General features: G+C 76.3%; 27 protein-coding genes. 15 read left to right on the top strand and 12 right to left on the bottom strand.

What is annotated here, in order from left to right; all coding sequences use genetic code 11:
• Positions 1-416: 416 nt before the first annotated feature.
• Genes pgsA through F593_RS23315 form a run of 4 tightly spaced genes read right to left on the bottom strand, consistent with a single transcriptional unit; the run spans position 417 to position 3,644 of the window.
• On the bottom strand, positions 417-962 hold the full coding sequence (pgsA, locus tag F593_RS0107540) for a CDP-diacylglycerol--glycerol-3-phosphate 3-phosphatidyltransferase (RefSeq protein ID WP_022928151.1): 546 nt from the start codon (positions 960-962) through the stop codon (positions 417-419).
• A 44-nt stretch (positions 963-1,006) separates the two neighbouring features.
• Entirely contained in the window at positions 1,007-2,044 is a 1,038-nt protein-coding gene (locus tag F593_RS23325) for an EamA family transporter (RefSeq protein WP_022928150.1), read from the bottom strand.
• A complete protein-coding gene (locus F593_RS23320; RefSeq protein ID WP_022928149.1) occupies positions 2,041-2,856 on the bottom strand; it encodes an ABC transporter permease in 816 nt (271 codons plus the stop codon). Before F593_RS23320 ends, F593_RS23325 begins: the two co-directional genes overlap by 4 nt.
• Positions 2,853-3,644, bottom strand: coding sequence for an ABC transporter ATP-binding protein (locus F593_RS23315; RefSeq protein ID WP_022928148.1), 792 nt, complete (start codon positions 3,642-3,644; stop codon positions 2,853-2,855). Before F593_RS23315 ends, F593_RS23320 begins: the two co-directional genes overlap by 4 nt.
• A 210-nt stretch (positions 3,645-3,854) precedes the next feature.
• Between F593_RS23315 and F593_RS0107520 the strand changes: the two genes are divergently transcribed.
• On the top strand, positions 3,855-4,481 hold the full coding sequence (locus F593_RS0107520) for an ATP-dependent Clp protease proteolytic subunit (protein WP_022928147.1): 627 nt from the start codon (positions 3,855-3,857) through the stop codon (positions 4,479-4,481).
• Positions 4,482-4,660: 179 nt separating this feature from the next.
• On the opposite strand, the gene F593_RS0107515 is transcribed toward F593_RS0107520, so the two are convergent.
• The gene (locus tag F593_RS0107515) at positions 4,661-5,521 is read right to left on the bottom strand and encodes a fumarylacetoacetate hydrolase family protein (RefSeq protein ID WP_022928146.1); all 861 of its coding nucleotides are present in this window, start codon (positions 5,519-5,521) and stop codon (positions 4,661-4,663) included.
• A gap of 127 nt (positions 5,522-5,648) precedes the next feature.
• Between F593_RS0107515 and F593_RS0107510 the strand changes: the two genes are divergently transcribed.
• The gene (locus tag F593_RS0107510) at positions 5,649-6,191 is read left to right on the top strand and encodes a YqgE/AlgH family protein (RefSeq protein ID WP_022928145.1); all 543 of its coding nucleotides are present in this window, start codon (positions 5,649-5,651) and stop codon (positions 6,189-6,191) included.
• Here F593_RS0107510 and F593_RS0107505 read toward each other — a convergent pair.
• On the bottom strand, positions 6,184-6,513 hold the full coding sequence (locus F593_RS0107505) for a hypothetical protein (protein ID WP_022928144.1): 330 nt from the start codon (positions 6,511-6,513) through the stop codon (positions 6,184-6,186). The two genes, F593_RS0107510 and F593_RS0107505, sit on opposite strands and share 8 nt — an antisense overlap.
• Positions 6,514-6,556: 43 nt before the next feature.
• On the opposite strand from F593_RS0107505, the gene F593_RS0107500 reads away from it, so the two are divergent.
• From F593_RS0107500 to F593_RS0107490, 3 genes are all read left to right on the top strand, one after another.
• The gene (locus tag F593_RS0107500) at positions 6,557-7,024 is read left to right on the top strand and encodes a hypothetical protein (RefSeq protein ID WP_022928143.1); all 468 of its coding nucleotides are present in this window, start codon (positions 6,557-6,559) and stop codon (positions 7,022-7,024) included.
• A gap of 79 nt (positions 7,025-7,103) precedes the next feature.
• On the top strand, positions 7,104-7,628 hold the full coding sequence (locus F593_RS0107495) for a hypothetical protein (RefSeq protein ID WP_022928142.1): 525 nt from the start codon (positions 7,104-7,106) through the stop codon (positions 7,626-7,628).
• Positions 7,625-8,140, top strand: a complete 516-nt coding sequence (locus F593_RS0107490; protein ID WP_022928141.1) for a hypothetical protein — start codon at positions 7,625-7,627, stop codon at positions 8,138-8,140. The genes F593_RS0107495 and F593_RS0107490 overlap by 4 nt, the downstream gene beginning before the upstream one ends.
• A 25-nt stretch (positions 8,141-8,165) precedes the next feature.
• Here F593_RS0107490 and F593_RS0107485 read toward each other — a convergent pair whose 3' ends face one another.
• Positions 8,166-9,323: a UDP-N-acetylmuramate dehydrogenase gene (locus F593_RS0107485; RefSeq protein ID WP_022928140.1), complete on the bottom strand. Its 1,158-nt coding sequence runs from the start codon at positions 9,321-9,323 to the stop codon at positions 8,166-8,168.
• A 115-nt stretch (positions 9,324-9,438) separates the two neighbouring features.
• Between F593_RS0107485 and F593_RS0107480 the strand changes: the two genes are divergently transcribed.
• Complete coding sequence (locus F593_RS0107480) at positions 9,439-9,969, top strand: hypothetical protein (protein WP_022928139.1); 531 nt, start codon at positions 9,439-9,441, stop codon at positions 9,967-9,969.
• A 54-nt stretch (positions 9,970-10,023) separates the two neighbouring features.
• On the opposite strand, the gene F593_RS0107475 is transcribed toward F593_RS0107480, so the two are convergent.
• Positions 10,024-11,268 carry an acyl-CoA dehydrogenase family protein gene (locus tag F593_RS0107475; protein WP_028721515.1) on the bottom strand — a complete coding sequence of 415 codons (1,245 nt, stop codon included), beginning with the start codon at positions 11,266-11,268 and terminating at the stop codon, positions 10,024-10,026.
• 167 nt (positions 11,269-11,435) lie between these two features.
• On the opposite strand from F593_RS0107475, the gene F593_RS0107470 reads away from it, so the two are divergent.
• Positions 11,436-12,128 carry a TetR/AcrR family transcriptional regulator gene (locus F593_RS0107470; RefSeq protein WP_022928137.1) on the top strand — a complete coding sequence of 231 codons (693 nt, stop codon included), beginning with the start codon at positions 11,436-11,438 and terminating at the stop codon, positions 12,126-12,128.
• A 2-nt stretch (positions 12,129-12,130) separates the two neighbouring features.
• On the opposite strand, the gene F593_RS0107465 is transcribed toward F593_RS0107470, so the two are convergent.
• Positions 12,131-13,705, bottom strand: a complete 1,575-nt coding sequence (locus tag F593_RS0107465) for a zinc ribbon domain-containing protein (protein WP_022928136.1) — start codon at positions 13,703-13,705, stop codon at positions 12,131-12,133.
• 188 nt (positions 13,706-13,893) lie between these two features.
• Here F593_RS0107465 and rpsD point away from each other — a divergent pair, with 188 nt between their 5' ends.
• The 3 genes from rpsD to F593_RS0107450 all read left to right on the top strand — a co-directional run bounded on the left by rpsD (position 13,894) and on the right by F593_RS0107450 (position 16,189).
• Positions 13,894-14,532, top strand: a complete 639-nt coding sequence (rpsD, locus tag F593_RS0107460) for a 30S ribosomal protein S4 (protein ID WP_022928135.1) — start codon at positions 13,894-13,896, stop codon at positions 14,530-14,532.
• Between the two features lie 272 nt (positions 14,533-14,804).
• Positions 14,805-15,287, top strand: a complete 483-nt coding sequence (locus F593_RS0107455) for a hypothetical protein (protein ID WP_022928134.1) — start codon at positions 14,805-14,807, stop codon at positions 15,285-15,287.
• Positions 15,288-15,406: 119 nt separating this feature from the next.
• Positions 15,407-16,189: a YaaA family protein gene (locus F593_RS0107450; RefSeq protein WP_022928133.1), complete on the top strand. Its 783-nt coding sequence runs from the start codon at positions 15,407-15,409 to the stop codon at positions 16,187-16,189.
• 10 nt (positions 16,190-16,199) lie between these two features.
• On the opposite strand, the gene F593_RS0107445 is transcribed toward F593_RS0107450, so the two are convergent.
• Positions 16,200-16,856 carry a TetR/AcrR family transcriptional regulator gene (locus F593_RS0107445; protein WP_022928132.1) on the bottom strand — a complete coding sequence of 219 codons (657 nt, stop codon included), beginning with the start codon at positions 16,854-16,856 and terminating at the stop codon, positions 16,200-16,202.
• 123 nt (positions 16,857-16,979) lie between these two features.
• Positions 16,980-18,551 (bottom strand): glycerol-3-phosphate dehydrogenase/oxidase, encoded by a 1,572-nt coding sequence (locus F593_RS0107440; protein WP_022928131.1) that lies wholly within the window; start codon positions 18,549-18,551, stop codon positions 16,980-16,982.
• A gap of 32 nt (positions 18,552-18,583) precedes the next feature.
• On the opposite strand from F593_RS0107440, the gene F593_RS23310 reads away from it, so the two are divergent.
• Genes F593_RS23310 through F593_RS23305 form a run of 3 tightly spaced genes read left to right on the top strand, consistent with a single transcriptional unit; the run spans position 18,584 to position 21,783 of the window.
• The gene (locus F593_RS23310; RefSeq protein WP_245540787.1) at positions 18,584-20,344 is read left to right on the top strand and encodes an FAD-binding oxidoreductase; all 1,761 of its coding nucleotides are present in this window, start codon (positions 18,584-18,586) and stop codon (positions 20,342-20,344) included.
• A gap of 10 nt (positions 20,345-20,354) precedes the next feature.
• Positions 20,355-20,852 carry a hypothetical protein gene (locus F593_RS0107430; protein WP_022928129.1) on the top strand — a complete coding sequence of 166 codons (498 nt, stop codon included), beginning with the start codon at positions 20,355-20,357 and terminating at the stop codon, positions 20,850-20,852.
• 1 nt (position 20,853) lies between these two features.
• Positions 20,854-21,783 carry a CpsD/CapB family tyrosine-protein kinase gene (locus F593_RS23305; protein ID WP_022928128.1) on the top strand — a complete coding sequence of 310 codons (930 nt, stop codon included), beginning with the start codon at positions 20,854-20,856 and terminating at the stop codon, positions 21,781-21,783.
• Positions 21,784-21,846: 63 nt separating this feature from the next.
• Here the strand turns inward: F593_RS23305 and F593_RS0107420 are convergent, their stop codons facing one another.
• Positions 21,847-22,815, bottom strand: coding sequence for a hypothetical protein (locus F593_RS0107420; protein WP_022928127.1), 969 nt, complete (start codon positions 22,813-22,815; stop codon positions 21,847-21,849).
• Positions 22,816-23,121: 306 nt separating this feature from the next.
• Between F593_RS0107420 and F593_RS0107410 the strand changes: the two genes are divergently transcribed.
• Together F593_RS0107410 and tadA are read left to right on the top strand one after the other, a co-directional pair.
• Positions 23,122-23,568: a universal stress protein gene (locus F593_RS0107410; RefSeq protein ID WP_022928125.1), complete on the top strand. Its 447-nt coding sequence runs from the start codon at positions 23,122-23,124 to the stop codon at positions 23,566-23,568.
• Between the two features lie 85 nt (positions 23,569-23,653).
• The gene (tadA, locus tag F593_RS23300) at positions 23,654-24,202 is read left to right on the top strand and encodes a tRNA adenosine(34) deaminase TadA (protein ID WP_051160455.1); all 549 of its coding nucleotides are present in this window, start codon (positions 23,654-23,656) and stop codon (positions 24,200-24,202) included.
• Positions 24,203-24,204: the final 2 nt, after the last annotated feature.

Raw genomic sequence — 24,204 nt, 5'->3', positions numbered from 1 at the left:
CGTTCGATCGCCGCCCGGCTCCCCACCGGTTGGCGACCACGATGAATGACTCACCGTCGACCGTCTGACGTGGCCCCGGGATCGTCTGATCCGCACGGTGCCGACGCGTCGTGTCGTCGTGGTCGCAAGGAATAGCACAAGGTTCGTGACATCTGCGCCGTGAGGGTGATCTCGGTCACAGTCTCCTGGCCGCCCATCTGGCCACGGATCGCGCACGCGTCCGGACGAACGGCCAGGGGCATGCGCGGCACCTCGCGGGCGCCCCGGGACCGGCCGTGAACGCCCGCTGCCGCGGCGCACGGGCGATCGCGGTCGACGCGACGCGCGGCGGCCCGAGCGGTCGGCGCGTCAGGTCATGCCGGGTACGAGGCCGGCGCGTCAGGATGAGGAGCCGGGCGGGGCCGCCCGCCCGTCGTTCAGGTGGCCGCGGGCGGGCGCTGCATGGTGCGCCGGAGGCCCAGGAAGTAGTCCAGGCCGCTCCAGAGGGTGATGGCGACCATCGCCCAGACCGCGACGTCGAGCCAGGTCGGCGTCGGGTCGATGAGGATCAGGAGCAGGATCACGAGCAGCTGGAACGCCGTCTTGACCTTGCCGAGCCAAGCCGCGGCGATGACCTCGCCCTGCTGGGCCGCGAACGCCCGGGTGATCGTCACGGCCAGCTCCCGGCCGATGATGATCACGGCGACCCAGGCCGCCAGGCGGTCGAGCGCGACGAGGGTGATGAGGGCGGAGGCCACCAGCAGCTTGTCCGCGATGGGGTCCATCAGCTTGCCGAAGTTCGTGATCTGCTCCGCGCGGCGGGCGAGCCAGCCGTCCACGAAGTCGGTCACGGACGCGAGCCAGAAGAGGAACGCCGCGACGACGTCGCCCGTGGTCGTCTCCCGCGTGAGTGCCAGCACCATCACCGGCACCAGCAGGATGCGCCCCACGGTGAGGACGTTCGGGAGGTTCACGGGCGGCACGCGCAGCAGTATCCCGGTCGTCGGCCTGTGGTGCCGCCGCGCGCTCAGGCCGGCGGGTCGATGACCGGGCCGCCGGCCGGGTCGGGGCCCGCCGCCGCGACCGCCGCCGCCGGGCCCGACGACGGCGCCGCGCGGGTGACGCCGACGCCGGCGGCGACCACGAGGGCGAGCCCCAGGACGGACAGCGCCGGCAGCCCCTGGCCGAGGACGACGAGGCCCGCCAGCGCGGCCACGCCCGGCTCGAGCGCCATGAGCACGCCGAAGACGCCGGGGGCGACCCGGCGCAGCGCCAGCTGCTCCAGGGAGTACGGCACGACGGACCCGGCGGTCGCAGCGACGAGGCCGATCAGGAGCACGTGGGGGTCGAGCAGGTCGCCCCCGGACTCGACGACGCCCGGGACCAGCGCGATCAGCGCCGCGATGCCGAGCGCGAGCGCCACCGGCTGCAGACCGGGCAGCTCGCGGGCCGCCCGCCCGCCCAGCGGGATGTACGCGCCCCAGCACGCGGCCGCCACGAGCAGCCACGCGACACCGACCGGGTCGGCGTGCGCGTCGCTCCACGGGCGGGTGAGCGCGAGGACGCCGATCGCGGCGACGAGCACCCAGGCGCGGTCGCGGGCCCGGCGGGCGAAGATCGCGCCGACGGTCAGGGGACCGAGGAACTCGATCGCCACCGCGGTGCCCAGGTCGACGCGCTCCAGGCCGAGGTAGAAGGAACCGTTCATCACGCCGAGCGCGATGCCGTACGGGATCACGGCCCGCCAGGCGCTGCGCGACAGCCCCCGCAGCGCCGGCCGCACGAGGACGAACACGACGACGGCGGCGATGGCGTTGCGGATCAGCGTCGCCCCGAGCGCGCCGACCGTGTCGAACATGTGCGTCGCGACGGCGGCCGAGATCTGGATGGACGCGATCGACCCCAGGATCAGGGCGATGTCGGGCGCGGCGGGGCGGCCGGGCGAGACCGCGGGACCACCCGCGCCCCCGGGCACGTCCGCCGCGCCGGCGACGGGCCGGTCCGGCGCGGACCCGCCCGTCGGCGCACCCGGCGCGCCCTCCCCCGCTCCGCCTGCGACGCTCACGGCTTGAGCCGGTGCCCGGTCTTGAAGAGCCAGGCGCACCAGGCGCTCAGCCCCGCCGCGAGCGCGACCAGCACCGCGAGCGCGAGCCACACCGACACGTCGCCCTGGCCGACGAACCCGATCCGGAACGCCTGCACGAGGTAGAAGATCGGGTTGAAGTGGGAGACGAGCTCCCAGGCGGCCGGGAGCCGGTCCACGGAGTAGAAGATCCCGCCGAGGAAGCTCAGGGGCAGGATCACCAGCGACGTCACGAACGCCATGAAGTCCCACGACTTGGCGTAGATCCCGGCGATCACGCCGAGCTGGGCGAACGCCACGAGCACGAGGGCGGTGGCGATCAGCAGCACGAACGGGCGCTCCACCCCGATCCCGGTCATCGCGACCGCGAGGATCAGGAGCAGGATCCCGGTCATCAGGCCGCGCACGACGCCGCCGATGGCCAGACCGATGTTGACCTCCCACCAGCGCAGGGGGCTCGACAGCACGTCGTTGATGAAGCGGTCCGACCGGGCCTGGAAGACCGTGGAGGAGTTGTTGGAGTACGCCGCGGTGAGGATCGCCTGGACGACGAGGCCGGGGACGATGAACTGCTTGTAGGGCACGCCGTCGACGTCGGCGATCCGGTCGCCGAGCGCGACGCCGAAGACGACGATGAACAGCAGCGAGCTCATCACGGGGGCGATGAGCGTCTGCACCCAGAGCTTCAGGAAGCGGACGACCTCGCGCTCGCAGAGCCAGATCAGGCCGCGGCGCTCCTCGGTGAACGGGGCGTTCGGGTCCGGCAGCGCGCCGGTGACGGACGAGACGCTCACGCCGCCACCCGCCGCTCGTCCTCGGCCGCCCGGGCCATCGCCTGCAGGTAGACGCCGGCGATGTCCGCCGCGCCGTACTGCGCCCGCAGCCCCTCCGCGGAGTCGCGGGCGATGATCCGCCCGCCGCGGATGAGCGCGATCTCCTCGCAGAGCGCCTCCGCCTCCTCGAGGTAGTGCGTCGTCAGCAGGATCGTCGTGCCCGCCTCGTGCAGGCGCCGCGTGTACTCCCACAGCTCCGAGCGCAGCTCGACGTCGACGCCGGCCGTGGGCTCGTCGAGGATCAAGAGGCGCGGCTCGTGCATGAGCGCGCGGGCGAACAGCAGGCGCCGGCGCATGCCGCCGGAGAGCGCCGTCGGGCGGACCTTCGCCTTCGCGGAGAGGTCGAAGACGTCCATGAGCTCCTTCGCGCGACGCCGGGCGTGGGCGCGGCCCATCCCGAAGAAGCCCGCGTGGTAGATCAGGACCTCGTCCACGTTGAGGAAGCGGTCGAGGTTGATGTCCTGCTCCGCGAGGCCGACGAGGCGGCGGGCCTCGCGGGCGTCGTGGCGGTGGCCGAAGACCTCGATCTCGCCGGCCGTGGGCCGCACGAGGTTCGAGATCGCGCCGATCAGGGTCGTCTTGCCCGCGCCGTTGGGGCCCAGCAGACCGAAGAACGCGCCGTCCGGCACCTCGAGATCGAGGCCCTGGACGGCGGTGAAGCCGCCGGCGTACGTCTTCGTGAAGCCCCGGACGGACAGCGCAGGGGTCCCGTGACCGGCGCGTGAGGGAGAGGTAGTTGCATCACGCACAGCCGTCCACTGTACGCCCGGGCTTTCGCGGGGGCCTTGAGGGCGACAGATCCGGCGGCTGCCGCGCCCGGGGGGCGCCGGGCCGTGCGGGGTGCTCGTCTCCGGATGCTCCGGACGACGACCCGCGAGGCCACCCCCGACCACGCCGGGCGCGGGCCCGCAAGACCCCTGGGCGGCGGGGCCGCCGCGCCGTACCGCTAGGCTGCTCGCATGCCTCTGGTTCCGGTCGTCGTCGAGCGCACCGCGCGCGGCGAGCGCGAGTACGACATCTTCAGCCGCCTCCTGAACGAGCGGATCATCTTCCTCGGGACGGGGATCGACGACCAGGTGGCGAACCTGATCGTCGCGCAGCTCCTGCACCTGGCCTCGGACGACGAGGACAAGGACATCTCGATCTACGTCAACTCGCCGGGTGGCTCGGTGACCGCCGGCCTGGCGATCCTCGACACGATGAACTTCGTCAAGCCCGACGTGCGCACGATCTGCGTCGGCATCGCGATGTCCGCCGGCTCGCTGATCCTCGCGGGCGGCGCGAAGGGCAAGCGCTCCTCGCTGCCGAACTCGCGCATCCTCACGCACCAGCCGTCCGTGACGGGCTTCGAGGGCCAGGCGTCGGACATCGAGATCCACGCCCGCGAGCTGCTGAAGACCCGCGACCGCCTGAACGACATCTACGTCGGCCTGACGGGTCAGCCGCGCGAGATCATCGACCGCGACATGGAGCGCGACCGCTTCTTCTCGCCGATCCAGGCCAAGGAGTACGGCCTGATCGACACGGTCCTCGGCCCGGAGCTCCCGGACCTCAAGAAGCCGAACGACGGCTTCTCCGTCCAGTAGCCCGGTCCGGCCCCGCGCCGGACGCAGCAGCACCCGACGGGCCGGCATTCGCCGGCCCGTCGTCGTTCCGTACCCATGACCCAGGCGTCGCCCCTGCGGTGCGCCGGCCGGGTGCCGGCGGTCGCGGTCGGCGGTGCTGGGTGGGAGCGAGTCGACGAACATCGAAGCAGCGGAGGCCGCTACCGCTGCCGGCGCCCGGCCCCGTCTTCGATCGGGTGCTCGATGACGCCGAGGTGCTCGATCTCCATCCGCACGACGTTCCCCGGCTGCAGGTAGACGCCCGTGCCCGAGCCGTCGGGGCGCGGGGTCGCCTTGCCGACGCCGTGCGGGGTGCCCGTGAGGATCAGGTCGCCGGGGCGCAGCGTCGTCGTCGCGCCGATGTGGTCCAGGAGCTCGCGGACGCCGAAGATCAGGTCGCCCGTCGTGGCGTCCTGGCGCAGCTGCCCGTCGACCCAGGAGCGCAGGCGGAGCGTCGGCGTCTCCCCCGCGGCGGCGCCGTCGGGGCCGACCACCTCGTCGGCCGTGGTGATCCACGGGCCGAACGGCACGAACGTGTCGGCGCCCTTCGCGCGCGCCCACTGGCCCTCCGACGCCTGCAGGTCGCGGGCGCTGACGTCGTTCGCGACGCAGTAGCCCGCCGCGCCGATCGTGCCGTCGGGCAGCCGGCCGGCGACGATCGCCAGCTCGACCTCGTAGTCCAGCTGCTCCGTGACCGTCGGCTTGCGCACCGGTCCGGACGGGCCCGTCGCGGCGGCCGGGGGCATCGCGAAGACGATCGGCGTGGTGGGCACGGCGTTGCCGAGCTCGGCGGCGTGGGCGGCGTAGTTGCGGCCGATGCCGAAGAGCCCGCTGGGCTCGTGGGGCATGAGCAGCTCGACCTCGGCCAGCCCGTACGCCGCGCCGCCGGCCGGCGTGCGATCGCCCGAGGTCAGTCGGCCGAGCACCGTGCTGCCGTCGGCGAACGCCACGACCTGCTCGCCGCGGACCTCGCCGTGGAGGGGGCCGTCGACGGCGGGGTGGGAGAAGCGGGCCAGGCGCATCGCCCCAGCGTACGACGGGCGCGGGCCGACCCCGGGTGCAGCGGGGGCCGGCGCGCGACGGCGGCGGGCGGACCGGATCAGCCGTCCCCATCGCGTCGCGGGGACAGACCTGCCAGCATCCGTGGGGATGGCGCGTCGGCTCTCCGGGCAGCTCCTGGTTGCCTCCCCCACGATCGGTGATGCGAACTTCGCGCGCACCGTGGTCCTCATCGTCGACCACGACCGCGACGGTGCCCTGGGGATCGTCCTCAACCGCCCCACCGAGACCGCGGTCGAGGCCGTCGTCCCGGACATCGCCCCGATGTTCGCCCCCGACGACGTCGTCCACGACGGCGGGCCCGTGCAGCCGGACTCGCTGCTGACGGTGGCGGAGTTCCGGGACCCGGCCGACGCCGCGCTCCTGGTGCTGGGACGCATCGGCATGGTCCGCGGCGACGAGGACCCGCGCTGCCCCGACGTCGACCGGGCCCGCGCCTACGCGGGCTACGCCGGCTGGGCCCCCGAGCAGCTCGACGCCGAGCTCGAGGCCGCGGACTGGCTCGTCGTCCCCGCGCAGCCCGACGACCTGTTCGTGCCCGACGCCTCGCGGCTCTGGCACCTCGCCCTCGAGCGGATGGGCGGGCCCTATGCGCTCCTCGCCCACGCGCCCGAGGACCCGTCGGTCAACTGACGGGCGGGACCGGCGGGGCGCCGGTCTCCGGGTCGGCCTCCTGCTCCGGGTCCTCGACCGGTGCGCCATCGGTGACGGCGCGCGGCTTCGGCACGCGGGCCGCCGCCGCGTCGCGGCGGGCGCGCAGCGGGCCGGCGATCGCGCCGAGCGTCGTGCGCTCCTTCGCCCCCAGCTCGCGGTAGACCTCGCGCAGGTCCTCCAGCAGGCGGTCGACGTCGTCCAGGGCGGTGCGGGCCGAGGTCCACGCCTCGTCGGCGACGGCCTCCTCGGCCCGGCCCACGGCCTCGGAGACCGCGGCGAGCTGCTCGAGCGGAACGTCCATGCCCCGCAGCGTACGCGGGGGCCGACGCTCTAGCCTCCCGGGCATGGTGCCGCGCGTCACCCGTCCCTGGATCCTGCTCGCCTGCGTGCTCGCCCTCGGCGGCTGCGGCGAGGGCGACCCGACCGCCTTCGCGTCCGCCACCCAGCGGACGTGCCTCGAGGTCGGGAAGGCGAGCTCCGCGCTGCAGGACGACCTCGTGCGGCGCGACGGACCGTCCGCGGGCCGGGCGATGGCGGACGCGGTCGACGCCTACGTCGTGCGCGTCAAGGCGGCCACCGACCGTCTCGCCGCGGTCCGGCCCCCCGCGGCCGACGCGCCCTTCGAGCACGGGACCGTCGCCGCGCTGCGCGCCCATGTCGCCACGATGGAACGCGCGGCGTCGGCCGCCCGCCGCGGGACGCTCTCCGGCCCCCTGGCCGCCGAGCTGCGGACGGGCGCGGCGACGCACGTGCCGGAGGTTCCCGAGGCCGTGCTCGCCGACGCGCCGGCCTGCCGCACCGCCGCCCGCTGACGGGCCCACGGCGCCGCGCCGCCGTGGGCGCCGCGTGCGGGGGCGCGTGGCCCCGGCCCCCCGCCCTACGATGGCGGGGATGCCGCGACGCCTCCCGACCCCGCCCCGTGCCGCCCTCGCGCTCGGCCTCGTCGCCGCCCTGGCCGCCACGGGCTGCGGCGCGAATCCCGAGGAGGAGTACGCGGAGGGCTGGAACGGCGTCTGCCGCGACGTCGCGTCCGCCCTCAGCGCGTTCCGCACGGACGTCTCGAGCGCCGCGACGACCTCGCCCGACGCCGGTGACGAGGCCGTCGCCACCGGCCTGCGCACCGAGGCGGTCGTGGCCGACCTGGCCGTTCCGGCCCGCAAGCTCGCCCGGGCGTTGCGTGCACCCCTGCGCGACGCCGAGGCGCTCGAGCCGCCGGCGGTCTGGCGCACCTGGCACGCGACGGCCACCCGCGACCTCGCCGCCCGCGAGCGCACCGTCGCCGACGGGGTGCGGCGCCTGCAGTCCGGCGACGCCGAGGCGCTCCCGCTCCTCGCCCTCGGGGGCGTCGGCCCGGCCTCCACGAGCGCTCCGGGTGCCCTGCGCGACCAGGCCCCGGACTGCACCGTCCAGCGGTGACGCGACGCCGCGCCCTCCTCGGGGGCGCCGTGGCGGCGGCCGTGGTCGTCGTCCTCGTCCTCGTGCTCGCCCTCGGTGGCGGCGACGACCGGGAGGACGGTGCGGCGACGTACGCGGCCGCGTGGCAGGACGCCTGCGCCGCGCTGCGCGACGACGCCGCGCGGACGGCGGGGGCCATCCGGTCGAGCACCGCCGCGGACGCCGACCGCTCCCCCGAGGCGTTGCGGGCCGCGGCGGCCCGGGTCGCCGGGCCGTACCTCGACCGCACCGCCGGACACCTGCGCGACGTGGCCGCGGCCCGGCCCCCGCAGGAGTGGCGCCGCTACCACGACGCGGTGGCCCCGACCCTGCGGGCCGCGCAGGCCCGGGCGACGGCGACGGCCGCCCGCGTGCGCCGCGGCGACGTGGCCGCGCTCTCCGCCCTCGACCTGGGGGATCTGACCGGCGCGGCCTCCTCGGCGCCCGCCGACCTGCGGCGACGCACCCCGGCCTGCACGGCCGCGGGCACCTGAGGCGCGGCCTAGCGCCCCGGCGCGCTCACCAGCGGGCGCCGACGAACACCGGCTCGGGGTGCAGCGCGACGCCGAACGCGTCCTGCACGCCGGCCGCCACCTCGTAGGCGAGCGCCAGGAGATCCGCCGCCGTGCCGCCGCGCGAGGTCAGCGCGAGCGTGTGCTTCGAGGAGATCGCCGCGCCGGGCCGGGCGTGCCCGCGGGTGAACCCGGCGCGTTCGATGAGCCACGCCGCCGACGTCTTCGTGCGGCCGTCGGGCTCGGGGAACGCCGGCGGGTCGACGTCGTCCCCCAGGCGCTCGTGCACGCGGTGCTCCAGGGCGGCGAACGCCGCGGGGTCGAGCAGCGGGTTCGTGAAGAACGAGCCGGCGGAGCGCGTGTCGGGGTCCTCCGGGTCGAGCACCATGCCCTTGCCGCGGCGGAGCGCGAGGACGGCGTCGCGCAGCTCGTCCGCCGGCACGCGCTGGCCCGGCTCGGCGCCCAGGGTCCGCGCCAGCTCGCCGTAGCGGACGGGGGCCGCGAGCCGCGTGGGCTCGAGCGCGAAGGTGACGTCGAGGATGACGTGGTCGGCCCGGCCCTTGAAGGCGCTCTGGCGGTAGCTGAACCCGCACGCCTCCGCCGGCAGCGTGACGATCTCGCCCGTCCGGCGGTCGAGGGCGCGGACGGCGACGACGGTGTCGGCGACCTCCTGGCCGTACGCGCCGACGTTCTGGATCGGCGTGGCGCCCGTCGCGCCCGGGATGCCGGACAGCGCCTCGAACCCGGCGAGCCCGTCGGCGACGGCGCGGGCGACGACCGCGTCCCACGGCTCGCCCGCCGCGATCGTGCGGAGCACGCGCCCGGAGCGCCCTTCGGCGCCGGGCTCCTCGCGGTCGGTGGTCCCGTGGGTGCGGACGGCGACGACGTCGCCGCGGACCCCGTCGTCGCCCACCACGAGGTTCGAGCCGCCCCCCAGCACGAGCAGGGGTCGCCCGGCGGCGTCGGCGTCGCGGACGGCGCGCACGAGGGCGGACTCGTCCTGGGCGACGAGGAGCCGCTCCGCGGGGCCGCCGACGCCGATCGTGGTGACGTCCGCCAGCGGCACCTCGACGCCGGGACGCACCGCCGGCAGGCTCGGCACGGGCGGGGCGGGCGACGCGCCGGTGGCGGGCCCGGCGACGGTCGGCTGCTGCTCCTGGGGCACGCCTCCCAGCGTACGGTCCCGGGCCGGGCGACGGCCCGCCGGCGCGGGACGCACGGGCGGACCGGGCGCCCGGTGACGTCGCGCGTCCCGTCGCGGGCCGTTACGGTCCCCGGCCATGTCCCTCCGCCGCTCCCGTCTCGCCTCCCCCGTCCTGTTGGCGGTCGCCGGCCTCGCCCTCGCCGGTTGCGGCGGGGGCGGTGGCGGCGACGAGGGCGCGTACGTCAAGACCTACGAGGGCGCCTGCAAGTCCATCGCGAACGCGACGACGGAGTTCGCCGGCTCGGCGGGCAAGCTGCAGACGGAGATCCGCTCGAACCCGGAGAAGGCCATGGGCACGTTCCGGGACGGCTTCGGCAAGGTGCTCGACACCTTCGGCGACCAGATGCAGGTGCTCGCCGACGCCGAGGCGCCGAAGCAGTGGGAGGACTTCCAGAAGTCGGTGTCGGACGCCGCCGACGACACGGAGAAGGGCATCGAGCAGGCGAAGGACCGCCTCGGCGACCTCAAGACGCCGGCCGACATCGCGAAGGTCGGCACCGCCTTCCAGGGCCTGAACATCGGCAAGGGCATGCAGGAGATCCCGAAGGACCTGGCGCAGAAGGCGCCGTCCTGCAGCGGCCTGGGCGGGGCGGCCGCGAAGGCCTAGAAAGGCCCCGCGGGCCCCTCCCCGAGACACGCTCGGGGCGGGGCCCGCACCGGGTTACGGGACGCGGATGCCGGAGATCGTGCGCGCGATGACGAGCTGCTGGATCTCGGAGGTGCCCTCGAAGATCGTCATGATCTTCGAGTCGCGGTGGAAGCGCTCCACCGGGTACTCGCGCGTGTAGCCGTTGCCGCCGAGGATCTGGATGGCCTCCTCGGTGACGCGGACGCCCACCTCGGACGCCTTGTACTTCGCCATGGAGCCCTCGGCGTTCGGGAACTCCGGCTTGCCGCCGCGGAGCGTCGCGCCGCCGAGCCAGGAGGCGCGCTGCACCAGCAGCCGGGCGGCGTCGATCTCGGTCTTCATGTTCGCGAGCTTGAACGCGATGGCCTGGTTCTCGATGATCTTGCGGCCGAACTGCTCGCGCTCCTTGGCGTAGTCCAGCGCGTAGTCGTAGGCGGCGCGGGCGACGCCGAGCGCCATCGCGCCGACGGCGGGACGGGAGGCCTCGAAGGTCGCCATGGAGGCGTTGCCCTTGGAGCGCTTGCCCTCGCGCGCCTTCGCGATGCGGGCGTCGAGCTTGTCCTTGCCGCCGAGGAGGTACGAGCCGGGGACGCGGCAGTCGTCGAGGTTGACGTCGGCGGTGTGGGACGCGCGGATGCCGTGCTTCTTGACCTTCGCGCCCTGCGAGATGCCCTTGGCCTCGGACATCGGGACGATGAACGCGGCGTGGCCGCGGGAGCCGAGGGACGGGTCGACCGTGGCGATGACGACGTGGACGTCGGAGATGCCGCCGTTCGTGGCCCAGGACTTCTGGCCGTTCAGGACCCACTCGCCCGTGGCCTCGTCGTACTTCGCCGTGGTGCGGACGTTCGAGACGTCGGAGCCGGCGTTGGGCTCGGAGGAGCAGAACGCGGCGACCTGGGGCTCGGAGGCGGTGCCGTAGCAGCGGGGCAGCCACTCGGCGATCTGCTCCTGCGTGCCCTGGCCGAAGATCGCGGACACGGCGAGGCCGGTGCCCTGGAGCGCCATGCCGATGCCGGCGTCGCCCCAGAAGATCTCCTCGAGGAAGATCGGGGTGAGCTGGCCCGTCGGGTCGAGGAACATCGACATCGTGGACTCGAGGCCGTAGAGGCCGATCTCCGCGGCCTCCTTCACGATCGGCCAGGGGAACTCCTCCTTCTCGTCCCACTCCGCGCCGGCCGGACGGATCGTGTTCTGCGCGAACTCGCGGACCCAGTCGCGGAGCGTCTCCTGCTCCTCGTTGAGCTGGAGGGAGAAGGTCTGCCACTCCGGCTTCATGCGCTCCTGCGCAAGCTCGCCGGCGATGGTCATGAAGTCGGACGTGGTGCTCATGCGTGAGGGTCCTAGGAGTACGGGGAGGAAGGCGGGGCACGCGGAGCGCATCCCTTACCCGGGATTGTAACCAGGGTTTACAGATCGACGCAACCGTGGGTAGGATGCAGGGCGTGAGCCCGTCGAACGCCCCCCACCCGGACCGCAGGCAGGGCGCCGCGGCCCGGAGGCGGGACCGCGAGCGCGAGATCCTCGAGGCCACGCGCCGCCTGTTCGACGAGCGCGGCGCCCAGGACGTCCAGATCGAGGACGTCGCGCGTGAGGCGCGCCTGAACAAGGCGCTGATCTACCGGCACTTCAGCGGCAAGGACGAGCTCTTCGCGCTCGTGATCGTCTCCTACGTCGACGACTTCCTCCGCGACGTCGCCGAGTTGCCGGACGAGGGCTCCGCCACGGACCGGGTCGCCGCGTTCACGGAGACGTTCCTCGACTTCTGCCTGACCCATCCCGCGTTCCTCGACTGCGCGATGACGATGCTGCGCCAGCCCGGCACGGAGCTGCTCGAGCGGATCAGCGAGGGCGCGATGCTGCAGATGGGCCGCGCCGTGGCGAGCGCGCTGCACCGCCCGATCGAGCTGCTGCGCGAGGGCGACGCCGCGGGCGAGTTCCAGATCGCCGACCCGGACTACACGGCCAACGCGATGTACGTCCAGGTGCTCGGCCTGGCGCACCTCGCGCGCGTGGGCAGCGCCATCAAGGAGCTGCCCGGCGGGATGCCGTGGTTCTTCCCCGTCGAGGCGGACCAGATCCGGGCGTCGGTGCGCGCGCTCGTCCTCGCGGTCCTGCGGCCTACGAGCGTCGCGTAGCCCTACAGGCGGGCGCGAGCGGCCGGCAGCCCCGCCGCGGTGCGCACCGGGCGGTAGGCCGCGGCCCAGGCGCGCACGGCCCGCACCTCCGCCGCCGACTGCGGCCCCACGCCCTCGAGGCACTGGCGGGCGATCCCGTCCGCTCCCGTGTTCTGGAAGGACGCGATGCAGCCCGTGAGCTTGCGGGCCGTCGCCGCCCCGGCGTCGAACGCGGTCGCGAGGGTGCGGGTGACCTCGCGCTGGGCGGCGGTCGACGCGTCGATCTCCCGCGCCCGGCCGGCGGACGTGGCGCGGGAGGCCGCGATGCGGGTGAGCTCGCGCTCGGCCTGGTCGACGGCGGCGGCCGCCGAGGCCGGGCGGTCGCCGGGGCCGTCCCACGTCCCCACGCCGTCGCGGGCGGCGCGCAGCAGCGCGAACGTGCGCGTGACGCGGGTGCGGGCGACGGAGGCGTCGGCGACGGCGCGGTCGACGTCGCGGACGAAGGCCGGACGGGGCTTCGCGGCCGTGTCCCCGCCGGCGGACGGCGAGGCCGCGGCCCGGGCGCGGGCGTGGGCGCCGAGCGCGGCCGACCCGGCGATCGCGTCGTCCGTGTCGACGATGTCGTCCACCGCGTCCAGCGCGGCGACGGCGCGCGCCGACCGGCGGCCGAGCGCGCTGAGCTCGGAGGCGCGGGGGTTCGCCAGGATCGCGACGACGGCGTCGACGTACGCCCCGTCGGCCGCGACGGCGGCGCGGGCACGGGTGGTGGGGCCCGTCTCTCCCGTGGCGATGTCGGACGCCGAGAAGCGCCGGTCGACGCGGGCGATCGTGCGGTCGGCGGCGCGGGCCGCGTTGACCGCGGCGGCGGGCGAGGAGCCGGGGCGCAGCGCGGTCAGGCGGGCGGAGAGGTCGCGGTTGGCGGTCACGACGCTCCCCAGGCCGGCGGCCAGCTCGTCGCGGGCGTCGGCCGCCGGGTCGTGGGTGACCACGAGCAGGGTGGCGACGAGCACGCCGACGAGGACGACGGGCGCGCCGAAGCGGATCGGGGCGGGCGCGGCCCGGCGGGTCCGCGAGAGCGCGGCCGCCGCCTGCTCGCCCGAGCGCACGAGCGGCGTGCCGCAGCTCGGGCAGTAGCGCGAGCCCATGACGACGCGGGCGTCGCAGCGCGTGCAGCCGATGACGGGCGGATCGACGGGGTCGTCGTCGCCGGGGAACGGGTCGCGCGGAGCGACGCCCTCCGCCGGGGCGTCGTCGACGGCCGGGGCGTCGTCGACGGCCGGGGCGTCGTCGACGGCCGGGGCCGACTTCACGGGCGCCGCGGCTTCCACGGGCGCCGCGGCTTCCACGGGCGTCGCGAATTCCGCGGGCGACGCGGGCTTCACGGGCTCCGCGGATGCGTCGGGCGCCTCGGCCGCTGCCTCCTCCCGGACGGGCGGGCCCGGACGGCTCGTCGCCCCGGGCCGGCGGACGGGGCGCTCCGCGAGCGCGGCGGCAGCCCGCGCACGCAGGCGTTCGGCGAGCCCCTGGCGCGTTCCGGCGCTCGCGGGTTGCCGCGGCTCGGCGGTCTCGGGGAGGTCGTCGGTCGGGGAGTCGCGCATGTCGGCTGGCGTTCGCGGGGCGCGGGCTACGGGAGCGCGCGGCGGGCGTCGTCCTGCCAAGATTGGCCGCGGCACGGGGTGTTCCTCCCGTGCGCGACGGCCGATCTTCGCATGGCGCCCGACATCGGGTGGGCAAGCCCCGATAGGATAAGTCGTCGTTTCGTCGGAGTAGGACCACAGGAGGCCCAATGGGTCGTTACACCGGGCCGGTCGAACGGCTCTCGCGGCGCGAGGGCGTCGACCTCGAGTTGAAGGGCGCACGTCGCCTCGCAGGCAAGGGCGCTCTCGAGCGTCGGGGCGCACTGCCCCCCGGACAGCACGGCGGTGGCCGTCGCGTCAAGACGTCCGTCTACGCGCAGCAGCTGCGTGAGAAGCAGCGCGCCAAGCGCTACTACGGGATTCGCGAGAAGCAGTTCCGCAACCTCATGTCCGAGGCCAGCAAGCGCAACGCCGAGGGCACCGTCACGGGTGAGCGGATGCTGCAGCTCCTCGAGCTGCGCGTCGACAACATCCTCGTGCGCCTCGGCTTCGCGTCCACGCGGGCCCAGGCCCGCCAGTTCGTCTCGCACGGCCACGTCATCGTGAACGGCCACCGTCACACGGTCGCGTCCGCGCGCCTGTCGCCGGGCGACGTCGTGACGATCAAGGACGGCAGCCCCGTCCGGAACATCGCCACGGAGTCCACCGAGCTCATCGCCGTCGTGCCCGCGTGGCTCGAGGCCGACCACGACGGCCTCTCGGGTCGCGTCCTGCGCGTGCCGGACCGTCACGAGATCCAGGTGCCGATCACCGAGCACCTCATCGTCGAGCTCGCCGGCCGCGGCTAGCCCGCTCGGGGCCGCCCTGGCGGCCCCGGACCCGGAGCGCTCCGCGCTCCACCCCGGGGGTGGCCAACCCACCCCCACCCCACCGGAACCTCCGGTCACCCGATTCGACGACCCGCCCGCCGCGCTCCTCCCGAGCGCGGCCGCGGCGGGGTCGGGATCGACCCTCGCCGTCCGCCCCTCGGGGCAGCAGCGCGCCTCAGCACCCGCCGCGTCCCGCGCGTCCGGGCGGCCCGTGCGCGGTGACGCTCCATATGGCGTAGCGTGCGCGGTGCATGAGCAGCGACTCCGATCCCGTCCCGACGCACGAGCCGTCCGTGCCCCTGCACCTCGACCAGCTGCTGGAGCAGCGGGCCGTGGCCGCCGGGCTCGAGGCGTTGGCGCGGCGCAACGCCCACCACCTCGCCGACATGGACGACGAGGAGCGTGAGGATGCGCGCGTCCTCTGGACCGAGATGGTGGCCGAGATCCTCGGCTCCGTCCGCGACGCCCTCGGCGGCCGCGTGGTCCCGGACGGCCCCGGTCGCGCCGTGATCATTCTCTCCGACCATCCGCAGGAGCCCGGCGAGGTCCAGGCCGAGGCGATCTTCTCGCCTCAGATCCAGGAGGTCCCGGGCGAGGACGGCGAGAACCAGGTTGTCGCGACCTTCGCCCAGGTCCTCGGCATGCAGGTCGCCGACCTGCTGCCCCAGCTCGCCGAGCAGATGGCCTCCGACGTCCAGCAGGGCGAGGACGGCCCGGAGCTCGACCAGAGCTGAGGCTCGCGCCGGCTCCGGTCGGCGCCCCCGCCCCGCGGCGACGGGCGCCTCGCGCGCCCTCCCGCGGGTGCGCCCCCGCGCACACCGTCCGCCGCGAGCGGTCCTCTACCGTCTCCGCGGTGCTGATCCTGGTTCCGCCGTCGGAGGGCAAGACGGCCCCGGTCGCCGGCGCTCCCCTCGACCTCGAGGCGCTGGCCTTCCCGGCGCTCACCCCGGTCCGCGAGGCCACCCTCGCCGCGCTGCAGGAGCTCTCCGCCGGCGACGAGGCCCGCGCGCTGAAGGAGCTGAAGCTCGGCCCCAAGAGCCGCGAGGCGCTCCGCGACAACCACACCCTGCGCACCGCCCCGGCCGCGCCCGCTGCCGAGGTCTACACCGGCGTGCTCTTCGATCGCCTCGGCCTGGGCACGCTCGATCCCGCCGCGCGCGCCCGCGCCGACGCCCACCTGCTGGTGATCTCCGCACTCTGGGGCGCGCTGCGGCCGACGGACCGCATCCCCGCCTACCGCTTGGCCGCCGCCGCGCGGCTCCCCGGTCGCCCGACGGCGAAGCGGGTCTGGCGCCCGGCGCTCGACGCGGTGCTGCCGTCGGACGGGCTCGTCCTCGACCTGCGCTCTGGCGCCTACCGCGACCTGTGGGCGGGGCCGGCCCGGGGCACGACCGTACGCGTCGGCGTCGTCCGCGAGGCGGCGGGCAAGCGCACCGTCGTCAGCCACGATGCCAAGGCGACGCGCGGCGCCGTCGCCCGCACCCTGCTGTCCGACGCCGCCGCGTGGGAGGGCGGCCTCGAGACGCCCGAGGCGCTCGCGGCCCGCCTGCGCACCGAGGGCTGGGAGACCGAGCTCGGCGAACGCGGGCCCGCCGGGGCCCTCGACCTGACGATCGTGGAGCGGCCGGCGGACTGAGGTCCCAGCCTCAGGCCGCGGGGGCCGGGCGCAGCTGCGCGTCGAACATGTCCGACGCCACGTCGAGGATCGCGTCCTCCATCGCCGGGTCCTCGTCGGAGACCGCGCCGAGGGACACCACGAGGGACTGCACCTGCAGGAGCAGGAGCCGGGAGATGGCGCCGGGGTCGCCCGCCCGCACCGAGCCGTCGGCCTGACCGGCCTCGACCCCGCCGGAGAGCAGCGTGAGCACGACGCGCTGCGAGACGCCGAGGCGGGCCGTGACGTACGGGAGCACGAACTCGGGGTCGACGTCGAGGATCTTGCGGAAGAGCGCGTCGCGGCGCAGGATCCGGCAGCCGTTCACGATGGTGCCCGCGAGCCGCTCGCGCGCCGTCGGAAGGTGGTCGACGGCGTGCTTGGCCTCGAGCACGGCGCGGCCGAAGTCGAGCGTCACCAGATCGCGCAGGACGGTCTCGACGTCGGGGTAGTGCCGGTAGAGCGTGGTGCGGCTGACGTCGGCGCGGCGGGCGACGTCGCTCATCGTCACCCGCGAGATGCCGCGGTCGAGTGCGCAGGTGCGGGCGGCGGCCAGCAGCCGCAGCGCGACGGGCGGGCGGTCCAGGAGCGCCTGGACGACCGCCTCGGGCGCGTCGTCCAGCCGGGTGTGCTCGTCCGCAGCCGCCATGCGGAGCATTCTGGCGTGCGCGTCGGCGCTTCGCACGAGAGCACGACGACACCCACGACGGCGTGCGCCGCCGGACGGGCCGATCCGGGGCGGGCGACCGGCTTCGCGCCCGGGCCCGCAGACTCAGGTCGCCGCCACCACCGCGGCCTGCTCCAGCGCCCGCTCGGCCGCCGCGACGGCCCGCTCCCGCACCGCGGGGCGCAGGCCCAGGCGGGTGCGGCGGTCGAGCAGGTCGCCGACCGTGCGGGCACCCTCGTGACGGACGGCCCAGATCAGCTCGCAGGCCAGGACGTCCTCGCCCGGGACGACGGGAGCGTGCAGCTCGGGCTGCGCGTCGGCGAGGGCGGCGACCTGCGGGGCCTCGGCGCCGTGGCGGTCGACGAGCCGCGGCGGTTGACGCAGCGCCCGCAGCGCGTCGCACGGCGCGGCGCCGAGCAGGGGCAGGTCCGTCGTGCGGCAGGGCCGCGCCGACAGGCCGGCCGTGGCGACGGCCAGGTCGACCGCGTCCTCGGCCATCCGCCGGTAGGTCGTGAGCTTGCCGCCCGTGACGGTCACGAGCCCGCTGTCCGCCCGCCGCACGACGTGGTGGCGGGAGAGGTCGGCCGTGGCGTCCGCGCCCCCGGCCACGAGCGGGCGCAGGCCGGCGAACGCGCCCTCCACGTGCTCGGGCAGCAGCGGCCGGCGGAACGCCCTCGATCCACCCTCGAGCAGCGCGGCGATCTCGGCGTCCGCCGGCTCCGGCACGTCCGGGATCGGCCCGTCCACGGGCTCGTCCGTGAGCCCGAGGATGACCGTGCCGTCGGGCCGCGGGATCGCGAGCAGGAAGCGGCCGAACGCACCGGGGACCGGGATCGACACCTGGGCGCGCAGCGCGCCGCCGAACGCGGCGGGCGAGAGCACGAGGTGGCTGCCGCGGCTGGGCCGCAGCGCCACGCCGTCGTCCAGGCCACCGGCCCACACACCCGTCGCGTTGACCACCGCGCGCGGCGCGAGCGTCACGGTCTGCCCCGTCTCGGCGTCGCGCAGGCGGACGTCCCCCGGCGCCGCGTGCTCGACGGCGGCGCCCGTGATCACCCGCGCGCCGTGGGCGGCGGCGGTACGGGCGAGGGCGACGACGAGGCGGGCGTCGTCCTCGAGCCGGCCGTCCCAGCCCAGGAGCGCCCCGCCCCGCAGCGACGTCGCGAGCCCGGGCGCCAGCGCCTCGGCGGCCGCGGCGTCGATGCGGTGGCTGCGCGGCAGCGCCCGGCGGGGTGTGCGCGCCAGCGCCCGGAGCCCGTCGCCCAGCAGCAGACCCGCCCGCATGGCGGCGGCCTCGCGCCCGCCCGCACCGCCCGGCCCGCCGACGGGCAGCAGGTACGGCAGCGGATGGACCAGGTGCGGTGCGGTGCGGGTGAGCAGCACGTGGCGCTCGCGGGCCGACTCGAGGGCGAGCCCCAGGTCGCCCGACGCGAGATACCGCAGTCCACCGTGCACCAGCTTGCTCGACCACCGGCTCGTCCCCGACGCGAGGTCGTGGCGCTCGAGGAGGACGGTGCGCAGCCCACGCGACGCGGCGTCGAGCGCCACGCCGGCGCCCGTGACCCCGCCGCCGACGACCACGAGGTCCACGGGCGCGCCGTCGCCCAGGGCCGCGAGATCGCGGGCGCGCTGGGCGGCGTTCAGGGAGCCGGGGACGGCCTCGCGCGGGAGGGGCATGGGTCCAGCGTACAGTCAAGTTGACACTCTTCGTGCAACTGTTCACCTCCATGAGCTCGTCCCCCGGCCCGCCCCCCATCGCGTCGGCCACCGATCCCGCCGCGCCGACCGCCGCCCCCGTCGCCCCGGCCGGGCTCCCGGCCGCGCCGCCGACCGGGCGCGAAGCCTTCCCGGTCTCGTGGTCCGGCTGGGCCGACCCCGACCACGTCGAGCCCCTGGGCGCCGGCCTGCTCGAGCTGCTGCGTGGCGCGTTCGGCGTGACGGGCGAGACCGTCGCCACCCCCGGGGACCCGGACGCCGTCGTCCTCCCCGCCCCCGCGCTGCCCGCCGCGGCCCGCGAGGCGCTCACGGGGATCGTCGGGGACGACCACGTTCGCGACGACCACGCGACCCGGCTGGCGCACGCCGCCGGGAAGAGCACGCTCGACCTCCTCGCCGCCCGGGCCGGTCGGCTGCCCGAGGCGCCCGACGCCGTCGTCACGTCGGGATCGCCGGAGGAGACGCAGGCCGTGGTCGAGGCGTGCGCGGCGCTGCGGATCGCCGTCGTCCCCTTCGGCGGCGGCACGAGCGTCGTCGGCGGCCTGCGCGCGCTACGGGGTGACCTGGACGGCGTGGTCGCGCTGGACCTGCGGCGACTCGACCGCCTCGTGCGGGTGTCGCCGGAGGACCGGATCGCGACCCTGCAGGCCGGGCTGCTGCTGCCGCAGGCCGACGCGCTGCTCGCCGTCCACGGCCTCACCCTCGGCCACCTGCCGCAGTCCTACGAGCGGGCCTCGGTCGGCGGCTGCGCGGCGACGCGCTCCAGCGGCCAGGCGTCCTCGGGCTACGGGCGCTTCGACGCGATGGTGGTCGGCCTCCGGGTCGCCACCCCGTCGGGCGAGCTGCGGGTCGCCGAGCGACCGCCGAACGCCGCCGGCCCCGACCTGCTCGGCGTCCTCCTGGGCAGCGAGGGCACGCTCGGGGTCATCACGGAGGTCACGGTGCGCGTGCAGCCGGTGCCCGCGGCCGCGCGCTACGAGGGGTGGACCCTGCCCTCCTTCGCGGCCGGCGCCGCGGCGCTGCGCGACCTGGCGCGCTCGGGGGAGCGCCCGACCGTGATGCGGATGTCGGACGAGGTCGAGTCCGCGATGCGCCTGGCGACGGTCACGCAGGACGACGGCGCCACCGCGCCGCGCACGGAGCCCGTCGCGGGCCAGTGCCTCGTGGTCGTCGGGTGGGACGGGCCGGACGGGGCGGCGGTGAACAGCCGCGCCGAGCGCGCGGGCCGCATCCTCGCGGCGCACGGCGGCGTGCCGGACGGCCCCGCCCCCGGCGAGGCCTGGCGGCGCGGCCGGTTCGAGGCTCCGTACCTGCGCGACGCCCTGCTCGACCTCGGCGTGCTCGTCGAGACCCTCGAGACGACGACCCTGTGGTCGCGCCTGCCGGAGCTCCGCGCCGGCCTGACCGCCGCCCTGCAGGAGGCCCTGGCCGACGGGTCCGGCGCGCCGGTGATCGTCATGGGCCACGTCAGCCACGTCTACGCGGAGGGCGCCTCCCTCTACCTCACGGTCGTCGCCCGGGGCGGGGACGATCCGGGCGCGACGGCCACGCGCTGGGCCGGCGCGAAGCGGGCCGCCGGCGACGCGATCGCCGCCCGCGGGGCGTCCATCACCCACCACCACGCGGTCGGGACGGACCACGCCCCCTGGATGACGGACGAGATCGGCCCCCTCGGCGTGGAGGTCGTCCGGGCCGTCCAGGCGCGGCTGGACCCGGCCGGGGTGATGAACCCGGGGAAGCTGCTGCCGGGGTAACGTCCGCCACGTGACCGGACGCGCGCGCACAGCCCTCCGTCCGCGCGCGCTGCTGGCGGCCGTCGCCGTGACGACCGCCCTCGCGGGCTGTGGCGGCCAGGCGGCCGAGGTCCGCGACGCCGGGGCCTACGCCGACCGGGTCAACCAGGTGCAGACGCGGTTCGAGCAGGATCTCGCGGGCCTCGACAAGGCGGCCGTCGCGGCCCAGGACCGCCGTGACGTGCAGCGCGCGGTGCAGCGCCTGAGCGAGCGCATCGACGGGGTCCAGCGCGAGCTGCGGAGCATCCGCCCGCCGGCCTCCGTCGCCCCGAACCACGCCCGCCTGATCGCCGCCTTCGGGCGCTGGAACGCGCCACTGCAGGCGTTCCGCCGGGCGCTGCGCGATCGTGACTCCTCCGCGACGCTGCGCGCGAAGACGGCCTTCAGCACCGAGACCGCCACGGTCGAGCAGGAGGTCAACGCCGCCGCCCGCGCGATCAACGACCGCCTCCGCAGCCTCGCCGACTGACGTGCCCCGCCTCCCCGCCCTGCTCCTCGTCCTGTCCGCGGCGCTCGTCGGCGCCGCGATCGGTCTGCTGGTCGGCGACGACCGCGCCTGGGTGACCGGGGCCGGCGCCGCCGCCGGGCTCCTCGTCGGCGCCTTCGGCGCCTGGCTGCTGCTGCGCCGCCCGCGACGCCTGACGGGCGGGGCCGACGCGCAGGCCGTGGCCGACCTGCCCCTGGTCGCGCACGTGCCGCCGCCCGGGGGCGACGAGGCCGACCGCCGCCGCGCCGAGGAGGCGTTCCGGATGCTGCGGGCCGCGCTCTCGCCCGTGCGGGACGGGGACACCCCCGCCCGGCCGGTGCTCGTCACCTCGGCGGCGCCCGGCGAGGGCAAGACGACCGTCGCGGCGGGCCTGGCCCGCGCGCTCGCCCGGGCCGGCCGGCCCGTGGTCGCCGTCGAGGCCGACCTGCGGCGCCCCGGCCTGGCCGCCGCGCTCGGCCGCGACGACGCGGGCGGGGCCGGACCCAGCACGGTCGGCGCACCGCTGCGCGGCCTGACCGCCGCCATCGTCGGCGGGGTGCCCGTGGCCGACCTGCTCGTCGAGGTCGAGCCGGGCCTGCGGCTCCTGCCCGCCGGCGAGCTGCCGCCCAACGCGCCCGAGCTCCTCGGCGGACCCGACGCGCGCCGGGTCCTGGACGAGCTCCTGGCCCTCGGCGTCGACGTCGTCCTCGACACCGCCCCGCTGCTGCCGGTGGCCGACACCCGCGAGCTCCTCGCCCGCGCCGGCGACGTGCGCGTCGTGCTCGTCGCCCGCCCGGGCGTGGCCGACCGCGACGAGCTGCGGGGCGCCGCGGCCCTGGTCCCGGCCTCCACCGCACCGATCCTCGTCGTGTCGGGCCGCGCGAAGGCGCCGCGCTCCTACGACCAGTACCTCCGCGACGGCGCGGGGGTCTGAGGGACGGTCCGGCCGCGGCCGGACCGTCGGGCGGGTGCGCCTGGCCCGGGCGTGGAGCGGCGCTCAGCGCCCGAGGGCGGCCAGGACGGCGTCGGGGTCCGCCACGCCGTAGCCGTCGCGCAGCCGGCTGCGCACGCCTTCCGTGGCCATCCCGCGCGCCAGGAGCTCGCGGGCGACCAGGACCGCCGGACCCGACGGGCGGCTCCCGACCCGCGCCGGGGTCACGGTCGGAGGCGCGTCCGCGGCGGGCTCGGGAACGGGGGCGGTGGGCGCGTGCGCCGGTGTGACGGGCGCGTGCGTCGGTGTGACGGGCGCGTGCGTCGGCGTCGCCGGCATGGGCGTCGGTGTGACGGGCGTGGGCCTCGGTGTCGCGGGCTCGGGGACCGGAGCCGTGGCGGCGGGGCGCAAGGCCGCGATGCCTGAGGACGCCGCGGCCGCGAGCCCGGAGACCGCGGAGCCCCGCAGACCCGAGAGACCGGCCGAGGGGAGCCCCTCCCCCGTCTCGTCCTCGGCCGACGGGGCGTGCGGCACCTCGTCGGCGAGCTCGAGCAGGCCGTCGACGCGCTCGCGGAGCGCGTCGATACGGGAGACGAGGACGTCCGCGGGCTCAGGATCGGCGCGGCGGGTCGGCGTCCGGTCGGACTCGAGCGTCGGCGCAGGCTCGACCGTCGCTGCGGGTGCGGGCGTCGGCTCGGGCGTGGGCTCGGGCTCCGGCGTCGGCTCAGGCGGCGTGGGCTCCGGCTCCCGCACGGGCGCGGCGGGCGTGTCCGGCACGGCGGGCCGGGTCGGCTCGACCGCCTCCACGGGCGCGACCGCCTCCACGGGCTCGACGGTCTCCGCGGTGGGGGCCGGTGTCGGCGCGGCCGGTACGGACGCGGCGGCGTCGGCACGGCCGGGCGGGCGGGCGTCGCCCTCGGACGGGCCGTCCGGGGTGGGCAGGCCGAGGGCGCCGGCGAGGGCCTCCTCGGCGCGGCGGGCGGCCTGGCGCGCCTTGCCCTTGCCCTTCTTCTCCTTCTTGGCCGGACCGATCATCGCCGTCGGGGCCGAGGGGTCGCGGGGTCCGCGAGGGCTGGATGCCGTCCGTGCATGCGTCGCCGCCCATCCTCGCACGCACGCCGTACCCTTGCCCGATGCCGCCGACGTGGTTCTGGATGCAGGTCCTGCTGGTCGCGTGCGTGCTCGTGAGCATCGTCATCGCGGCCGTGAAGCTCTGGGCCTGACGCCACCTGGGACCCGCTGCCTCGGGCGGCGGGCCGTGTGCGATGATCGGCGCCGCCGCGCCCGGACACCGTCCGCAGCGGCAGAGACGCCAGTCTTCCACCCCGCCCAAGGAGTTCCATGTTCGGCTCGATCGTGGTCGGAACCGACGGTTCCGAGACCGCCAACCAGGCAGTGAAGGAGGCGATCGGGATCGCCAAGGCCCTCGGCGCGCGGATCGAGATCGTGTCCGCCTACGAGCCCGTCTCCGGCACCCGCCTGCGCGAGGAGGCCAAGCAGGCCCCGGCCGACCTCGAGTGGATGGTCAACGAGCGCGCCGACGTGGAGGTCACGCTGAGCGAGGCCAAGGAGCGCGCCACGAACGCCGGCGTCACCGACGTCCGCACGTACGCGCGTCAGGGCGACCCGGCCGACGCGATCCTCGACGTCGCCGAGGAGTTCGGCAGCGACCTCATCGTCGTCGGCAACAAGGGCATGACGGGCGCCAAGCGGTTCCTGCTCGGCTCCGTGCCGAACAAGATCAGCCACCACGCGCCCTGCTCGGTGCTCATCGTCCGCACCACCTAGGAGCGGACACCCCCTCCGTTGCGACGGGCGCCCACGGGCGCCCGTCGTCGTTCCGGGGCCGGGCGTCCCGCACCCGGCGCCTGGGATGATCGCCCCCGTGCCCGCCCCGGCCGCCACGCCCCCGGCCCTGCCGCCCCTCGACCACGAGCGGTGGATGCGCGAGGCGATCCTGGAGGCCCACCAGGCCGAGCGCCACGGCGACGTCCCGATCGGCGCGGTGGTCGTCGCGGACGACGGCACCGTCCTGGGCCGCGGGCGCAACGAGCGCGAGCACGACGAGGACCCGACCGCCCACGCCGAGATCCTCGCGCTGCGCCGCGCCGCCGCCGCACTGGGCACCTGGCGGGTGCACGACGCGACGCTCTACGTGACCCTGGAGCCGTGCGCGATGTGCGCCGGCGCCACCGTGCTGGCCCGCATCCCCCGCGTCGTCTACGGCTGCACCGACCCGAAGGCGGGCGCGTGCGGGAGCGTCCTGGACGTGACGGCCGAGCCCCGCCTGAACCACCGGCCGCAGGTGCTCGGCGGGATCCTGGAGGACGAGTGCGCCGAGCTGCTGCGCGCGTTCTTCCGCGCTCGCCGCGGTCGCCGACCCGCCGGACGGCCGGTCGTGGCCCCTCCCCCCGAGCGGTAGCG

The sequence above is a fragment of the Patulibacter americanus DSM 16676 genome, from assembly GCF_000420025.1.
GTDB classification, from domain to species: domain Bacteria; phylum Actinomycetota; class Thermoleophilia; order Solirubrobacterales; family Solirubrobacteraceae; genus Patulibacter; species Patulibacter americanus.
This window is presented reverse-complemented; position numbering and strand designations above follow the sequence as displayed.

What these genes read in the sequence shown, in the direction of transcription:
- F593_RS0107520 (WP_022928147.1), top strand. Translation starts at nt 3,855, where the DNA reads ATGCCTCTGGTTCCGGTCGTCGTCGAGCGCACCGCGCGCGGCGAGCGC.
- F593_RS0107515 (WP_022928146.1), bottom strand. Translation starts at nt 5,521, where the DNA reads ATGCGCCTGGCCCGCTTCTCCCACCCCGCCGTCGACGGCCCCCTCCAC.
- F593_RS0107510 (WP_022928145.1), top strand. Translation starts at nt 5,649, where the DNA reads ATGGCGCGTCGGCTCTCCGGGCAGCTCCTGGTTGCCTCCCCCACGATC.
- F593_RS0107505 (WP_022928144.1), bottom strand. Translation starts at nt 6,513, where the DNA reads ATGGACGTTCCGCTCGAGCAGCTCGCCGCGGTCTCCGAGGCCGTGGGC.
- F593_RS0107500 (WP_022928143.1), top strand. Translation starts at nt 6,557, where the DNA reads ATGGTGCCGCGCGTCACCCGTCCCTGGATCCTGCTCGCCTGCGTGCTC.
- F593_RS0107495 (WP_022928142.1), top strand. Translation starts at nt 7,104, where the DNA reads ATGCCGCGACGCCTCCCGACCCCGCCCCGTGCCGCCCTCGCGCTCGGC.
- F593_RS0107480 (WP_022928139.1), top strand. Translation starts at nt 9,439, where the DNA reads ATGTCCCTCCGCCGCTCCCGTCTCGCCTCCCCCGTCCTGTTGGCGGTC.
- F593_RS0107475 (WP_028721515.1), bottom strand. Translation starts at nt 11,268, where the DNA reads ATGAAGCCGGAGTGGCAGACCTTCTCCCTCCAGCTCAACGAGGAGCAG.
- F593_RS0107465 (WP_022928136.1), bottom strand. Translation starts at nt 13,705, where the DNA reads ATGCGCGACTCCCCGACCGACGACCTCCCCGAGACCGCCGAGCCGCGG.
- rpsD (WP_022928135.1), top strand. Translation starts at nt 13,894, where the DNA reads ATGGGTCGTTACACCGGGCCGGTCGAACGGCTCTCGCGGCGCGAGGGC.
- F593_RS0107455 (WP_022928134.1), top strand. Translation starts at nt 14,805, where the DNA reads ATGAGCAGCGACTCCGATCCCGTCCCGACGCACGAGCCGTCCGTGCCC.
- F593_RS0107445 (WP_022928132.1), bottom strand. Translation starts at nt 16,856, where the DNA reads ATGGCGGCTGCGGACGAGCACACCCGGCTGGACGACGCGCCCGAGGCG.
- F593_RS0107440 (WP_022928131.1), bottom strand. Translation starts at nt 18,551, where the DNA reads ATGCCCCTCCCGCGCGAGGCCGTCCCCGGCTCCCTGAACGCCGCCCAG.
- F593_RS0107420 (WP_022928127.1), bottom strand. Translation starts at nt 22,815, where the DNA reads ATGATCGGTCCGGCCAAGAAGGAGAAGAAGGGCAAGGGCAAGGCGCGC.
- F593_RS0107410 (WP_022928125.1), top strand. Translation starts at nt 23,122, where the DNA reads ATGTTCGGCTCGATCGTGGTCGGAACCGACGGTTCCGAGACCGCCAAC.
- tadA (WP_051160455.1), top strand. Translation starts at nt 23,654, where the DNA reads ATGATCGCCCCCGTGCCCGCCCCGGCCGCCACGCCCCCGGCCCTGCCG.